This window comes from Streptomyces sp. NPDC052114, assembly GCF_040680155.1.
Taxonomy (GTDB): Bacteria; Actinomycetota; Actinomycetes; order Streptomycetales; family Streptomycetaceae; genus Streptomyces.
Genome location: NZ_JBFAWC010000021.1, coordinates 113,036 through 127,381 on the forward strand (window position 1 = coordinate 113,036; position 14,346 = coordinate 127,381).

Annotated in this window: 13 protein-coding genes; 8 read left to right on the forward strand and 5 right to left on the reverse strand. The window is 72.0% G+C overall.

What is annotated here, in order from left to right; all coding sequences use genetic code 11:
• Position 1 precedes the first annotated feature (1 nt).
• From AB0L89_RS34735 to AB0L89_RS34765, 7 genes are all read left to right on the forward strand, one after another.
• Positions 2 to 889 carry a hypothetical protein gene (locus AB0L89_RS34735; RefSeq protein ID WP_365150297.1) on the forward strand — a complete coding sequence of 296 codons (888 nt, stop codon included), beginning with the start codon at positions 2 to 4 and terminating at the stop codon, positions 887 to 889.
• Positions 874 to 2,634, forward strand: a complete 1,761-nt coding sequence (locus AB0L89_RS34740; RefSeq protein WP_365150300.1) for a non-ribosomal peptide synthetase — start codon at positions 874 to 876, stop codon at positions 2,632 to 2,634. Before AB0L89_RS34735 ends, AB0L89_RS34740 begins: the two co-directional genes overlap by 16 nt.
• Positions 2,631 to 3,443: an alpha/beta fold hydrolase gene (locus AB0L89_RS34745; RefSeq protein WP_365150303.1), complete on the forward strand. Its 813-nt coding sequence runs from the start codon at positions 2,631 to 2,633 to the stop codon at positions 3,441 to 3,443. The genes AB0L89_RS34740 and AB0L89_RS34745 overlap by 4 nt, the downstream gene beginning before the upstream one ends.
• Positions 3,440 to 4,603: an MFS transporter gene (locus AB0L89_RS34750; RefSeq protein ID WP_365150306.1), complete on the forward strand. Its 1,164-nt coding sequence runs from the start codon at positions 3,440 to 3,442 to the stop codon at positions 4,601 to 4,603. The genes AB0L89_RS34745 and AB0L89_RS34750 overlap by 4 nt, the downstream gene beginning before the upstream one ends.
• Positions 4,604 to 4,782: 179 nt before the next feature.
• Complete coding sequence (locus tag AB0L89_RS34755) at positions 4,783 to 5,583, forward strand: SAM-dependent methyltransferase (RefSeq protein WP_365150309.1); 801 nt, start codon at positions 4,783 to 4,785, stop codon at positions 5,581 to 5,583.
• Positions 5,584 to 5,699: 116 nt separating this feature from the next.
• The gene (locus AB0L89_RS34760) at positions 5,700 to 6,542 is read left to right on the forward strand and encodes a mycofactocin-coupled SDR family oxidoreductase (protein WP_365150312.1); all 843 of its coding nucleotides are present in this window, start codon (positions 5,700 to 5,702) and stop codon (positions 6,540 to 6,542) included.
• A gap of 25 nt (positions 6,543 to 6,567) precedes the next feature.
• Positions 6,568 to 8,235, forward strand: coding sequence for an amidohydrolase family protein (locus AB0L89_RS34765; RefSeq protein WP_365150315.1), 1,668 nt, complete (start codon positions 6,568 to 6,570; stop codon positions 8,233 to 8,235).
• Positions 8,236 to 8,257: 22 nt separating this feature from the next.
• Here the strand turns inward: AB0L89_RS34765 and AB0L89_RS34770 are convergent, their stop codons facing one another.
• From AB0L89_RS34770 to AB0L89_RS34785, 4 genes are all read right to left on the reverse strand, one after another.
• Positions 8,258 to 9,805, reverse strand: a complete 1,548-nt coding sequence (locus AB0L89_RS34770) for a bifunctional 3-(3-hydroxy-phenyl)propionate/3-hydroxycinnamic acid hydroxylase (RefSeq protein WP_365150318.1) — start codon at positions 9,803 to 9,805, stop codon at positions 8,258 to 8,260.
• 72 nt (positions 9,806 to 9,877) lie between these two features.
• Positions 9,878 to 10,843 (reverse strand): NADP-dependent oxidoreductase, encoded by a 966-nt coding sequence (locus tag AB0L89_RS34775; protein ID WP_365150321.1) that lies wholly within the window; start codon positions 10,841 to 10,843, stop codon positions 9,878 to 9,880.
• A gap of 331 nt (positions 10,844 to 11,174) precedes the next feature.
• The gene (locus tag AB0L89_RS34780) at positions 11,175 to 12,200 is read right to left on the reverse strand and encodes a phosphotransferase (protein ID WP_365150324.1); all 1,026 of its coding nucleotides are present in this window, start codon (positions 12,198 to 12,200) and stop codon (positions 11,175 to 11,177) included.
• Positions 12,201 to 12,268: 68 nt separating this feature from the next.
• Positions 12,269 to 12,463, reverse strand: coding sequence for a hypothetical protein (locus AB0L89_RS34785; protein ID WP_365150327.1), 195 nt, complete (start codon positions 12,461 to 12,463; stop codon positions 12,269 to 12,271).
• Between the two features lie 270 nt (positions 12,464 to 12,733).
• Between AB0L89_RS34785 and AB0L89_RS34790 the strand changes: the two genes are divergently transcribed.
• Entirely contained in the window at positions 12,734 to 13,543 is an 810-nt protein-coding gene (locus AB0L89_RS34790) for a hypothetical protein (protein ID WP_365150330.1), read from the forward strand.
• Between the two features lie 57 nt (positions 13,544 to 13,600).
• Here AB0L89_RS34790 and AB0L89_RS34795 read toward each other — a convergent pair whose 3' ends face one another.
• The gene (locus tag AB0L89_RS34795; protein WP_365150402.1) at positions 13,601 to 14,245 is read right to left on the reverse strand and encodes a LysE family translocator; all 645 of its coding nucleotides are present in this window, start codon (positions 14,243 to 14,245) and stop codon (positions 13,601 to 13,603) included.
• Positions 14,246 to 14,346: the final 101 nt, after the last annotated feature.

Below are 14,346 nucleotides of genomic sequence, written 5' to 3' on the forward strand. Positions count from 1 at the left end.
CATGCACCGCACCGAAGACCCCCTGGCTCCTGCGACCGAAAACTCCGTGGCTCGCGCGGCCGAAGGCCCCGTGGTTCTCGCACTCGACTATCCCGGATACCGGAAGGAGGCCCGGATCGACGATCTGGGTCTGGACCGGCACGGGGTGCGCGTCCACGGTCTGCTCCGCTCCCCCTTGCCCCGGGCGGTGCGCGGCGCCGACTACGCGGCGCGCCTGCTGGCGAACGTGCCGCCCGGGACGGGGCCGGTCGCGGCGGTCGCCGCGTACTGCGCCTCGGCACCGCTCGCCTTCGAGGTCGCCGCCGCCCTGGGCGGGGAGCAGCCCCCGCTGATCATCCTGTTCGACGCCGAGGCCACATCGTGGGACGCGATCGCGGCGGACCACCGAGCGCGGCTCCACGGCCTGGGCGTCCGCCCGAACGAGCGGGAGGTGGCCGCACGGCACGGCGCCGCCGCGCTGGGGGAGGCCCCGGAGCGCTTCGTCGAGGACCTCACCGGCGAACTGGCCCGCCAGGCACGCGAGGCGCTGCGTGCGGCGGGCGCCGACGAGGCGGAGGTCGCGGCGAGCGCCACGCACATGGTGAGCGCGTACACGGACTGGCTCAGCCATCTGGTGGCGGCCCATCACGCGCACACGTCGTCCTGGGCGGGCGAGGTGCTGCGCCTGACCTCCACGGACGGCGACTCCTCGGCCTTCGCCTGCGCTGCCGAGAGGCAGCGGGAACTGCGTCTGGGCTGCGACCGGTTCGAGCTGCTGCGATCCGAGCAGACGCGCGCGGCGGTTCTCGCCGCGCTCGGGCTGCCGATCGCGCCGCACTCCCAGGAAAAGCCGCACTCCCAGGAAACGACGTACACGCAGGAGAGGACGGAACGTTGTCCCGTCGTGTAGTGGGGGCGATCGTCGCCCAGGCGAGGCGTCACCCCCGGGCGACCGCGCTGGTCGCCCCCGACGGCCGGCTCGACTACGCCGAACTCGACGCGCGATCGGCCGAGTTGGCCGGTCATCTGCTGCGGCACGGCGTGCGCCCCGGGGACGTCGTGCTCGTCCAGGCGCCCCGTGGCGTCGCCCTCGGCGTGGCCGTTCTCGCGGTGCTCCGCGCGGGCGGGGCCCTCTGCGTGGTCGATCCGCGGTATCCGGCGGATCGCATCGAGCACATGTGGTCGCGCAGTCGTGCGCGGTTCGCGCTGGTCGAGCCGGCGCTTCGCGCCCCGGACGTACCGGACGGGCCGGTGGTGCTTCCCCTCCGTCCGTACGCCGTGTCCGGCGCCGCGCACAGCTCACCGGCGCCCGACCTGGCCGAACCGGGCGTCGACGATCCCGCGTATCTGGTCTTCACATCCGGGTCGACCGGGGGGCCCAAGGCGATCTCCATGCCGCACCGTTCCCTGGACAACCTGATCGCGTGGACGCTGGCCGGCACGTCCCCGGAGCCGCTGCGCACGCTGACGTTCGCCCCGCTCGGCTTCGACGTGTTCCTCCAGGAGGTGCTGACGGCCTGGAGCAGCGGGGGCTGTCTGTACACGCCGTCCGACGCCGAGCGCGTCGACCTGCAACGGGTGTGGGAACGGTGCCGGGAGTGGGAGATCCAACGGCTCTTCCTGCCTCCGGTGGCGCTGCGTCGGCTGGCCGAACTGACCGGTCAGTTCGGCATCCTGCCGGGCGCGCTGCGCGAGGTGGCGGTGGCGGGCGAGGCGCTGCGCGTCACGCCCGCCATCCGGGAGCTGTTCGAACGGCTGCCCTCTGCGCGTCTGCACAATCACTACGGTCCGGCGGAGACCCATGTCGCGGTGGCCCATACGCTCAGCGGCCCGCCGCGGTCGTGGCCGGATCTGCCGCCCATCGGACGGCCGCTGCCCGGTATGACCGCCCAGGTGGTTCCGTCGGCGGAGGGCGGCGAGCTGTGGCTCGCGGGGGTCGGTCTCGCCCACGGGTATGTGGGCGAGGCCCGGCAGACCGAGGAGCGGTTCCGGAACGTGGGCATCGACGGCCGGACCGTGCGGGCGTACCGGACGGGTGACCTGGTGCGCGAGCGGGCCGACGGAGCCCTGGAGTATGTGGGCCGGAGCGACGACCAGCTCAAGATCCGGGGGTACCGGGTCGAGCCGGGTGAGGTCGAGGCCGCGCTGCTGCGCCACCCCGCCGTACAGGAGTGCGCCGTGGCGGCCTGGACGCCGCCCGACAGCGAGGAACCCCGGCTGGTCGCCCATGCCGTGCCGGCACCGGGACACTCACCCGACGCGGCCGAACTCCGCGCCCATGTGGCGCGGTTGTTGCCCGACTACATGGTCCCGCAGCACGTGATGCTCGCGTCCGGACTTCCGCTCTCCCCCAACGGGAAGATCGACCGCCGTCGACTTCCGGTCCCCGAGGCCGCCGGTGACGGCGTGGCCTCGCTCCCGGACCGCGGTGACGTGCGGTCGGCCGTCGCCGCCATCTGGTCGACGGTCCTCGGCGTCGGCGACATACCTCCCGACCGGCACTTCATGGACCTGGGCGGCACCTCGCTCTCCGCCGCGCTGGTCGTCACGCGCCTGCACCGGCACTTCCACGTCCAGGTGTCCGTACAGGAGTTCCTGTACGAGCCCACGGTGGACGCGGTCACCGCGCTGATCACGGAACGAGCCGCAGCATGACGCCTCCGAAGGGCCCCGACCGGGCGCGCGCCCGCGCCGCCTGGATCCGCGCCTTCCACGACGCCCGCGAGCCGGCCAGGACCCTGGTGTGCTTTCCGCACGCGGGCGGCGCCGCGGGCCACTTCTTCCCGCTCTCCGCCGCGCTCGCCCCCGACGTCCACGTCCTGGCCGTGCAGTATCCGGGGCGCCAGGACCGCTGCGCGGAGCCCGCCCTGGAGGACGTCTCCCTGCTCGCGGACGAGATCGCCGACGTGCTCGCGGAGCCGCGACCGACGGCCGGGCCGGTGCTGTTCGGACACAGCCTGGGCGCCCTGGTCGCCTTCGAGACGGCCGCCCGGCTGGAGCACCGGTACGGTGTCGCGCCCGCGGGGCTGATCGTCTCCGGCATGCAGGCTCCGTATCGCCGTGCGGCGCTGCGGCCGTCGGGCGACGACGAGGAGGCGGCGCTGGAGGCGCTGCTGAGGCTCGGCGGCACCGACCCCGCGGTCCTGGCCCACCCCGAGCTGCGGGCGATGATCCTGCCGGCCCTGCGGGGCGACTTCAGGGCGGGTGCCACCTACCGTCCCGGCAGCTGCGCGTCGCTGCTGTCCTGTCCCATCACCGCGTGGCGGGGCCGGGACGACGAGCTCGCCGACGGTGACGTGCGGGCCTGGGCGGAGCACACCTCCTCGGCCTTCCACACGCAGGACTTCACCGGCGGCCACTACTACCTCGACGGCTTTCCGCCACCGATCGCGCAGGCGGTCCGCACCGCGGTCGTCCGGCAGACCGGCTCACTCGCGCACTCACCGACCAGGACGGACACATGAGACTCCTACTGCTGGCTGCCGGAACGTTCCTCATCGGCACCGACGTGTTCGTCATCGCCGGCATGCTCCCCCAGATCAGTGACTCGCTGCACGTCTCCATATCGATGGCCGGACAGCTCATGACGGTCTTCTCCGTCGGGTACGCGATCCTCGGCCCGCTGCTCGCGGGCCCCCTCGGCCACAGATCGCCCCGGGTGGCCCTCGCCGCGGCGCTGACCGCCGTCGCGCTCGGCAATACGGTGTGCGCCCTCGCGGGATCCCTGCCGGTCGCCATGGGCGGACGGCTGCTGGTGGCCGCCGGGGCCAGCCAGTTCACTCCGCACGCCTGCTCTCTCGCGGCGGCCCTCGCGCCGAAGGGCCGCTCGGGCAAGGCCCTCGCCGTGGTCACCACCGGCCTGGTGATGGGCTCGGTGGTGGGGGTGCCCGCCGGTACGTGGGCGGCGGACTCCTTCGGCTGGCGGCCCACCCTCGTGGGCCTCGCGGTGGCCACCGCCGCCGTCGCCGTGCCCCTGGCGGCCGGGCTGCGCGGCGTCGACTCGGAGCACTCGACGGTGCGGCCGCGCGAGCGGTTCGCGGCCCTGCGCGGGCCTCAGGTCCGCCTGGTGCTGACCGTCACGGTCTTCGCGGTGATCGCGGAGTACACGGTGCTGACCTACGCGGCCACCGTGTTCGCCGACGCCACCGCCGAGGACGGCACCCGGCTCGCCGTCCTGCTGTTCGCCTTCGGCCTCGGCGGACTGGCCGGCAACGCCCTCGCCGGCGCCTACATGGACCGGCCGGCCGGTCGACGGCTCGTCCTGATCTCGATGGCCGGGATGACGGTCACCTTCCTCGCGATGCCACAGCTCGGCAGGTCGTTCCCGGGGGCGCTCGTCGTCATGGTCCTGTGGGGCGTCGTCGGCTGGATGTACGCCGCGCCCCAGCAGCACCGGCTGCTGCGCCTGGCCGGACCGGCGGGCCCGCTGGCCGTGTCCCTGAACAGTTCCGTCATCTACGTGGGCGCCGCACTCGGCGGCGCGGTCGGCGGGCTGCTCGTGGGACAGGTGACGCCTCGCCTGCTCCCGCTGCTGGCGTCGGTGCTGTGCGCCCTGGCCGTGGTGACGGAGCTGCGCCTCTTGCGCAAGGACCGGCGTACCGAGCCCGCGGCCATGTCGGCCTGAGGGGTACGGCTCGTGCACGGGCCGAGCGGTGTGGCCAGAGTACGAGTGGCTTGCCGGGGCAGGGCCGTCGCGCCGCCGATCCCGGGAACTACCAGCACACACGGAGAAGTTGATATGAGAAGCTGCCGCCAGTCGTCGGTCGGCGAGGAGACCGTGGTGGTCGTCGGGAGGAGTGCAGGGTGAGGCAGGACGGGGGCTTTGACGCCGAGGAGATCGACACCAGCAAGCCGCACCCCGCGCGGGTCTACGACTATTTGCTGGGCGGCAAGGACAACTACGAGGTGGACCGTCTGGCCGGTGACTCGCTCGCCGCGGCCGCGCCCGAAGCGCGGGTCGGCGTGCAGGCCAACCGCGACTTCCTGCGCCGCGCCGTCCGGCACGTCGTCGGCGACGGCATCCGCCAGATCCTCGACATCGGCACCGGACTGCCCACCTCGCCGAACGTGCACGAGACCGCCCAGGAGGCGGCGCCGGACGTACGCGTCGCCTACGTGGACAACGACCCGATCGTGAACACCCACGCCAACGCGCTGCTCAGCGGCGCCGGCGCGACCACGACCGTGCTCGCCGATCTGCGCGATCCGCGGGCCATCCTGGAACACCCCGACGTGCGCCGCGTCATCGACTTCGACGAACCGGTCGCGCTGTTCCTGGTCGCCATCGTCCACTTCCTCACCGACGCGGAGAAGCCCGGGCAGATCGTCGCCACCCTGCGCGACGCGCTGCCCGCCGGCAGCTACCTGGTGCTCTCGCACGCCACCGGCGACTTCGCCGATCGCAGTGCGGCCCAGGCCGTCTACAACCGGGCGACCGCCACGCTGAACCTCCGCACCCGCGCCGAGACCCTGCGCTTCTTCGACGGCTTCGAGCTGGTCGAGCCCGGCCTGACCCAGGTCCCGTTCTGGCGCCCGGACGCACCGCCGCCCGAGGGCTCCCACGAGATCGGCATCTATGGGGGTGTCGCCCGCAAGTCCGGCTGACACTCCCTTCGGCACGGTCCCACGCGAACGTGGTGCCGGGTGGTGACGTTCGTTGATCCCTGCGGTACGTCGGAACCATGCGACATGCGCGCTCGGACATGGCGAGGGGCCGCGAGATGCCTGATGGGGAAGCTCGGACGGGGCAGGGGCGGCTGGACGGCAAGGTGGCCTTCGTCACCGGTGCGGCCGGCGGGCTCGGGCGCAGTCACGTCCGGCGCATGGCGGAGGAGGGCGCCGACCTGGTCATCGTGGACATCTGCCGGTCGGTCGACACCGTGCCCTATCCGCAGTCGACGCCCGAGGACCTGTCCGAGGCGGTCGACGAGGTGCGGGACCTGGGGCGCCGCATCGTGGCGCGCGAGGCGGACGTGCGCGATCGGGACGCCCTTCAGGAGGCGTTCGACGCCGGGCTCGCCGAGTTCGAGCGCATCGACATCGTCGTCGCGAACGCCGGCATCGCACCGCTCCTCGTCGACGACCAGGTACAGGCCTGGCACGACGCCATCGACGTCAACCTCACCGGCACCTTCCACACCGTCGAGGTGGCCATCCCTTCGATGATCGACGCCGAGCAAGGCGGCTCGATCATCATCGTCAGCTCCACCGCCGGGCTGGTCGGCATCGGCGGGGGCAGCAACGGCGGCCTCGGATACGCCGCCTCCAAGCACGGTGTGGTCGGGCTGATGCGTACGTACGCCAACAACCTCGCCCAGCACAACATCAGGGTGAACTCCGTGCACCCCACCGGCGTGGCCACCCGCATGGTCGCCGACCCCGCCATGGTCGAATTCGTCGCCCAGGACCCGATGCTGTCCGAGGGCTCGCCCAACGCCCTTCCCGTGGACACCATCGAACCGGTCGACGTGTCCCATGCCGTCCTGTGGCTGGCCTCGGACGAGGCCCGCTACGTCACCGGTGTCACGCTGCCCGTCGACGCCGGATTCATCAACCGCCGCTGAGTCGCCGAGCTGGAGGTGCCCCGCCATGACCGAGCAGTACGCGGACACGATTCTGGTGGGTGGGTACGTCAAGACGTCGTCGGGCTGGGCCGAGGGGCTCGCCGTACGCGCCGGAGTCATCGAGACGGTCGGCGACCACGAGGACGTGCTGCGGCGGCGCGGACCGGACACGCGCGTGGTGGACCTGGGCGGCGACACCGTACTGCCCGGCCTGCACGACCTGCACGTGCACCCGATCTACGCCGGGGTCCGCGAGCGCCGCTGCAAGGTCCCGCAGGGCTCGAACCTGGAGGACACCCTCCGCATCGTGGCCGAGCACGTGTCCCGAACCGCCCCCGGCGCGTGGGTCCTCGGCGGGCAGTGGGACGCGTTCGCCCTCGGCGGGACCCCTCACCGGACCCTCCTCGACGCCGTAGCCCCCGACCATCCCGTCCTCCTGGAGGACACCAGCGGACACAGTTCGTGGGCGAACAGCGCGGCGCTCCTGGCCGCCGGGATCGGCCCCGGCACACCTGACCCGTTGGGCGGCTTCTTCGAAAGGGACGCGGCGGGCAATCCGACCGGCATACAACGCGAGACCGCCGCCGATCTGCTCGCCGCGTCGGCCCCCAAACCGACCGACGCCGAGGTCGAGGCGGCTCTGGAGTGGGCCCTCGACGAGATGCTCTCCTACGGGATCACGTCGTTCACCGAGGCCGCGGTCGGTTTCACCGCCGGGCCGCGGGCCGAACTGCGGGCCTACACGCGGCTTGCCGCGCGCGGGGCCGTCAGGCAGCGCGTGCGCCTGTGCCTCGTGTGGTCGCCCTACGACCCTTCGTGCGAGGACGTGATCGCGCATCGCAACCTCTACGCGAGCGACCACCTCGCCCCCGACTGCGTGAAGATCTTCCTCGACGGCGTGCCGACCGACAGCCACACGGCGGCCATGATCGAGCCCTACGAGGACACGGTGGAGGGGCGGGACGACGAGGCCGGCCGGCACGGGATGCTCGCGATCGCGCCGGCGGTCCTCGACCAGGCGGTGACCCGTTTCGACCGCATGGGCATCACGGTCAAGTTCCACGCGGCCGGTGACGCGGCGGCGCGGGCGGCCCTCGACGCCATCGAGGCGGCCCGTACGGCCAACGGGCACGGCCCGCAGATGCACAACGTGGGTCACTGCTCGTTCGTGACGAAGGCCGACATCGAGCGCGCGGCGCAGCTCGGTGCCACGTTCGAGGTCTCGCCGTACCTGTGGCGGCCCTCCCCCATCTGCTCCGACATCGCGGCCGCCGTCGGCCGGGAAGCGGTCGAACGCGCGTGGCCGGTGCGCGAGATGCTCGAGGCCCGTGCGCTGGTCGTGGCGGGCTCGGACTGGTGCGTCGTGCCGTCGGTGAACCCGTGGTCCGCCCTCGAATCGCTCGTCACCCGGCAGGAGCCAGGGGGCAGCGCCGCGTCCTTCGGCGCTGCCCAGGCCATCACGCTGGAACAGGCCTTCGACCTGTTCACGGTCAACTCCGCGCGTCAGGAGTCCATGACCCACCGCGTCGGCCGCATCGAACCGGGCATGCTCGCCGACATCGTCGTCGTCGACCAGAACCCCTTCGACGTGCCGATCACCCAGGTTCACTCCACCCGGGTCAAGATGACGTTCGTCGAAGGTGAGCTGGTCTTCGAGGGTGGGGCGCGGCGATCCGCCAGTCCCTCGCAGTGATGTCGTCCCGCCCGTGTGCGGATCACGCGAGTGCTCCGACGCCCGGGGTGAGCAGCGCGCACAGCCGGCTCGCCACCTCACGCGTGTCCGGTCCGGCCGCGTACACGTAGTTGTCGGGGCGCACGGCCGCGGCGGTGGCGCCCATGCCTGCCAGCCAACGCCGGTGCGTGTCGTCCAGGTCGGCGACCGCGGTGCCCGCGGCACGGGTGCCGAGGCCGATGACGGTGACGCCGAGGTGCCTCAGCGCGGGCATGTCCAGGAGGGGAAGGTCCTCCTCGACGACCAGGAGGCGGAAGCCTCCGCCGGTGATCTCGTCCAGCAGGCCCGTCCTGCGGCCGTCGCCTGCCCGTCCCTGGACGGAAAGCCCGCCTCCGCCCTCGGCGAACAGGCCGGGGCCGAGGTCCGGCAGACGAATCCGTTCCGGCTCGTGGAGCGCGGCTCGGCGGGCGAGGAGCGCGGCGTCGCGCTTGCGGGCGAGTACGGGGTCGCGCAGGGTGTGCTGGCGACCGAGCTCCATGCTCACGGCCGTCACACCGCGCACATGCGGTTCCCGCTCGCTCTGGTAGGTGTCGAGCACCTCGACGCCCTGGACTTGCCTGAGGACGAGGTCCAGCTTGAAGGCGACATTGAGTACGTCCCGTATGCCCGCGCACATGCCCTGGCCCAGGAAGGGCGGCATCTGGTGGGCGGCGTCCCCCGCGAGCAGGACGCGGCCCTCCCGCCACCGCCTCGCGACCAGTGACCGGAAGGTGTAGGCGGCGATACGGGCGATGTCGGCGTCGTCGCGGGAGAGGTAGCGGCGCACTCGGGACCAGACGTGGTCCGGCGTGCGCTCCCGCTCCCCCTCGTCGCCCTCCTTGAGCAGGAAGCAGAACCGTTGGTGGTCGGCGGCGCCGGTGATGATCGTGGTCGGTTCCTCGGGATCGCCGATCTGCAGCATCGGCGGCAGTCCCAGTTCGGCGGCGGGACGCCGGAGCGCGAAGTCGCAGACCAGCCAGGGCTCGGCGAAGCCGAGGTCGTCCTGTGCGATGCCGAGGGCCTCCCGTACGAAGCTGTTGCCGCCGTCGCAGCCGACCGCGTAGCGCGCCGAGAGGGTGTCGCCGTCCGCGGTGCTCAGGGTGACCTGGTCGCCGTTCTGGCGCAGGCCGGTGACCGTCGTACCGAATCGGATCCCGACATTCGGCAGGGACGCGCACAGCGAGTGGAGCGCCTTCTCCAGGTCCGGCTGGTGGAACATGTAGAGATCGGCCCAGCCGCTGGCGCCGACGTGCTGGAGCTCCTGCCGGATGAGCAGCTCGCCCTCCCTGTTCCGCCACTCGTACGCCTCTTGCACCCGTAACGCGGGCGCCAACTCACCTGCCAGACCGAGCCCTTGGAACGCCCGCATGACCTCGCCGTCGAAACTGGCGGCGCGGGGCAGGCCGTACAGGCCGGGATAGCGCTCGCACACCACGACCGAGTGCCCGGCCCGGCCGAGCAGCGCCGCGAGGGTCATGCCGACCGGTCCGGAGCCGATCACGGCGACGTCGGCGTGGGACGCGGCCCGCTCCTGTGTGGCTGCGTTGGCCATCTTGTCTCCCTTTCCTCGTATCGGTGGTCACCCGTCTCGGGTGCGGGGACGGTGTGGGGGTGGGATCCGGTGTCACGGGACCAGGAGGAGCTTGCCGGGGTCGTGGCCGGCGATTCCTGCCTTGTGGGCCAGGGCGGCCTCCTCCAACGGGTAGGCGGTGTCGATGAGTACGCGCAGTTCGCCCGCGCCGGCACCGGCCGCCAGGCCGGCGCGTGCGGCGAGCCGGACCTCGGTTCCCGTGTCCTGGCCCGGTCCGTTGCCGATCACCTTGACGCCGGCCCGCGCGCGCCGGTCGGTGCCGGCGATGGAGGCGATGCGCTGCCGGTCGGTGACCAGTTCCAGGGACGTGTCGAGCGCTTCGTCGGTGCCGGCGCAGTCGACGGCGGCGGTGAGAGGGTCCGGTGCGGCGGCGCGTACGCGGTCGAGCAGGCCGGGGCCGTAGGCGAGGGGGACGGCGTCGAGTTCGCGCAGCAGGCCGTGGTTGCGGGGTGCGGCGGTGGCGAGGACCGTCGCGCCCAGGGCGACCGCCAACTGGACGGCCATCAGTCCCACACCACCGGCGCCACCGTGCACGACGACGGTGTCGCCGCGGCCGAGACGGACGGCGTGCAGCGTGTGCGCGGCCGTGGTGCCGGCGAGCATCAGCCCGGCCGCCTCGGGCCAGCTCAGGGTGGCGGGCTTGGGGACCAGCGAGGTCGCGGGGGCAGTGACGTAGTCGGCGTAGGCGGCCGTGACGGGGTAGACGATGACTTCGTCGCCGATCTCGGGGCCGGTCACGTCGGCGCCGGTCGCCGTGACGACCCCCGCGCACTCCAGGCCGAGCGTGGGCAGCGTGTCGGCGGCGACGCCGACCGCGTCCTTGTGCGTGTCGGCGACCTTGTGGAAAGTGCCGCTGTAGAGCTTCCAGTCGATGGGGTTGACGCCGGCGGCGTGGACGCGGACGACGACCTCGTCGGCGGCCGGTCGCGGGGTCGGCACGTCGAGGACGCGGAGTACGTCGGGGGCGCCGTACGCCGTGGGTCGCACGATTCTGGGCATGGGTGGTCCCTCCCGTATGGCTGTGGTCAGCCCTGCTGGAACAGAGAGTCGGTGTCGAGGCGGCGTGATCCGGCGCCGGTCTCCTGGTGCCGACGGCCGGTGGTCGACCGCGGCGGCAGCGGTCACGGCGCTGCGCCGGACTCGCTCGTACGTCACTCCCGGCGCACTCACCGCGGCGCTCTCCGGTGAGTGCGCCGCGGTGGCCCCGACGACTTCAGTCTCGAACGCACCCGGCTTGATGTCTAATGCATGTTTCGCACACTCGCCTTGCGTCAGACGCAAGTGAGAGGAGTGTTCCCGGATCCGCGCCCGGCAGTCCGACGGACCGGTCTCAGGCGTAGCGGTCGAAGAGGGCCTGGAGGTAGTCCTCCAGTCGCCGGGTCAGGACGGCGCGCGTCAGGTCGACGCGGCCCACCTCACGCCAGGGGACGGCGACCTTCTCGGCATCCGGCGCGAAGGCCAGGGCGTCCAGCAGCCGCCAGTAGAGGTGCGCGGTCGGCTCGTCGGCCAGTGTGCCGCCCGCTGCCACGTAACAGTCGGCGAAGCGCATGCCCACGGGCACCCCGTGCAGCAGCGCCAGGGCCGTCGAGCAGTGCGCCACGTCCAGGTCGGCGGGCCCCCAGGAGGTCTCCACCCAGTCGACGACGCCGCTGATGCGCAGGCCATCGCCTTCGACGCCGCCGCTGCCGTCGCCCTCCTCGCTCTCCTCGCCCTCGAAAAGGACATTGCCGGGGTGGAAGTCCCGGTGCAGGAAGCAGGCCCGGTACGTCGGCGGCTCGCGACGGATCACGTCCACGGCACGGTGCCACAGCTCGGGCCGGTCGGTGTCCTCGGGCGGGCTCACCCGCTCGGGAGAGGTCCATGCCTGATACGTGCGGGGCCGCGTCGAGGCGGTCACCGGCAACCGGTGGATGCCGAGCAGCCTGCGGGCCAGCAGGTCCGCGCGGCGATCCGATCCCTCGTCACCCAGACGTACGGTCCCGGGCAACAGGGTCATCAGCAAGGAGGGGTGATCGCAGTAGCGCGCCGTGGCGTCCACGGCCACCAACTCCGCAGCGGGCACGTCGGATCCGGCGAGCAGGCCCAGCACCTCCGCCTCGCGGGTCAGCAACCCCTCCGCGTGCCGAACGTAGAACGGCTTGACGAACGACCTGAGGACCAACGCCCTTCGCCCGCGCGGCCCGTCGATGTCCAACCGGCGCATCTCCGACGTCCAGCCGCCCCGCAGCCTCTCGACCCGCTCGATGCGTTCCGCCTCGGACAACCCCTTCTCCACCCAGGCGCGCGTCGCGGCCCAGCCCTCGCCCTCGTCCTCAAGGTCGGCGCCGACGTCCCCGGCCCCCTCGCGCGTCACCATGGGGGCAGGCTATCGATCACGGCGACGTACGCACCCGGCCGCCTCTGTCGAGCGGCGACCAGCCGCTGTCATCCGAGCAGATTCCAGTGCGTACTCGCCCCGACGAAGCCTCCGGCGCTGGCGATCCACCCGATCAGGGTCAAGGACATGGACAGCCGAAGGTGTCTTCCGGCGTCCAGGCGCAGACCGTGCCGCCCCAGGGTCAACTGCCACGTCGGCATCCGCTGTTCGCTCTTCTTGTTCGCGCCCACGGCTCCACCCATTTCTCCGCGCTTCCTGGCAGTCCCGAACACCGGGCAGGACCCGCGGCCGATGAATCCATGTCACCCCGGCCGGCCGCCACTGATCCAGAAATCGGGCCGGACCCGTACGAGCCCGAACCCCGGCGGTGCGTCATCGAAAGACGGGGAAGCGGATCGAACTTCGCCGAGACTTCCGAAGATTCGAGAATGTTCGCCGAACGTCGGGAATGTTCGATCGCGCGCGCCTACGCTTCTCCTTCTCAGGGGCGGGGACGGGGAGGGGACGCGACCTTGCGCGACGATTCTTTGGAGCGGCCGGACACGGCCGAACTGATCGCGGCTCACGACCGCGCGCTGAGCGGGTTCGCCGACGCGCTCGTCCTGCTGCACATCGACTGCGGCGCGCCACCCCGCTCCGCCCTCACCAAAGGCGCGAGGGCGGCCGGCCGTTGCTCCCTTCCCGCGTCCTCCCTCACCGAGGTGTTCCAGGGACGGCGCCTGCCGAAGCTCGACTTCACCATCGAGCTCGTCCGACAACTGCGTCCCGGTGACACGGATCTATTGGACGAGTGGCGCGACCGCTGGCGGTCCGTCAAGCGCGCGGAACAGCGAGCCGCTCCGGCGCGGAGAGCACTCAAGTCCCGCACTCAGGAGGTGAAGCCCGCGGAGACCGAGGCTCCGCTCGGCGAAACCCTGTCGGCGGAACCGCAAGTCCCAAAGAAGGACCGGCCCAAGGAGCGGCCCAAGGACGCGCGGAAGGACAGGCCCGGTCCCGCTCGCAAGAACACGAGCGAGGACAGCCGCACAGGTGACGCTCCACGCTGTCCCGTGTGCCGTCTCGCGGCCCGTCGGGACTTCTCCACGGAGGCCTGGGCATGCGACGGCTGCGGAGGAATCAGCAGATGGGACGCGAGCGGCACGGTGATCCTCATGGACTCGTCCCGCGGGCGATCCTCATTCGAGGCCAACGCCTACATCTGCGCCACCTGCGACCTGCTCGTCCATCCCCTCAGAATGCAGGGCGACTTCTGCCCGCGGTGCGGTGCCCATCTTGTGCCCGGTGAGCCCGTGAGGGACGAGGGCGAGGACTCGGTCTGGTGACGGTGCCTGCGTGCTCGCAGCGCTGAGGTCCTACCCGGCGAACCCCGCGAACGCGCCTCAGTCGGCCCGCCCCGTCGCCGCCACCGTCACGCCCAGGCCGATCATCGCGAAGCCGCCCGCCCCGCCCACCATCGACAGGCGGCGGTCGGAGCGCGCGAACCAGGAGCGGGCCGCTGAGGCGCCCAGGCCCCAGAGGGTGTCCGTGACCAGGCCGATGGTGACCGGGACCAGGCCCAACAGCATCATCTGGAGAGGGACGTGGCCCGCCGAGTGGTCCACGAACTGCGGCAGTACCGCCGCGAAGAAGACGATGCCCTTCGGGTTGGTGACACCCACGAAGATCCCGTCCAGGATCGTGCGCAGATCGCCTCGCCGCTCCCCCACCGGGGCCTGGATGTCGGCCGCGCGCATCTCCTTGCGGTGCCGGAACGCCTGAACGCCCAGATAGACGAGGTAGACCGCTCCGGCCAGCTTCACGCCCACGAACACCGCGGCTGAGCTCTCCACCAGCGCGCCGAGGCCCCAGGCCACGGCGATCACCAGGAAGTACGAGCCGATCAGATTGCCGAGGACCGTCGCGAGCGCCGTGCGCCGGCCGTGCGCGAGGGCTCTGCCGATCACGAACAGCACGCTCGGCCCCGGAATCACGATCACCAGTAGCGACATCGCGGCGAACGCGAGAACGCTGTCCGTGGACACCATGTCCGACACCTCCTGAGCTGTGGCCAGGGCCATACAAACAGATGGTGGACCGTCGGCTCCAGGCTCGCCCCCATACCGATCTCACCGGCCGCGGCGACAGC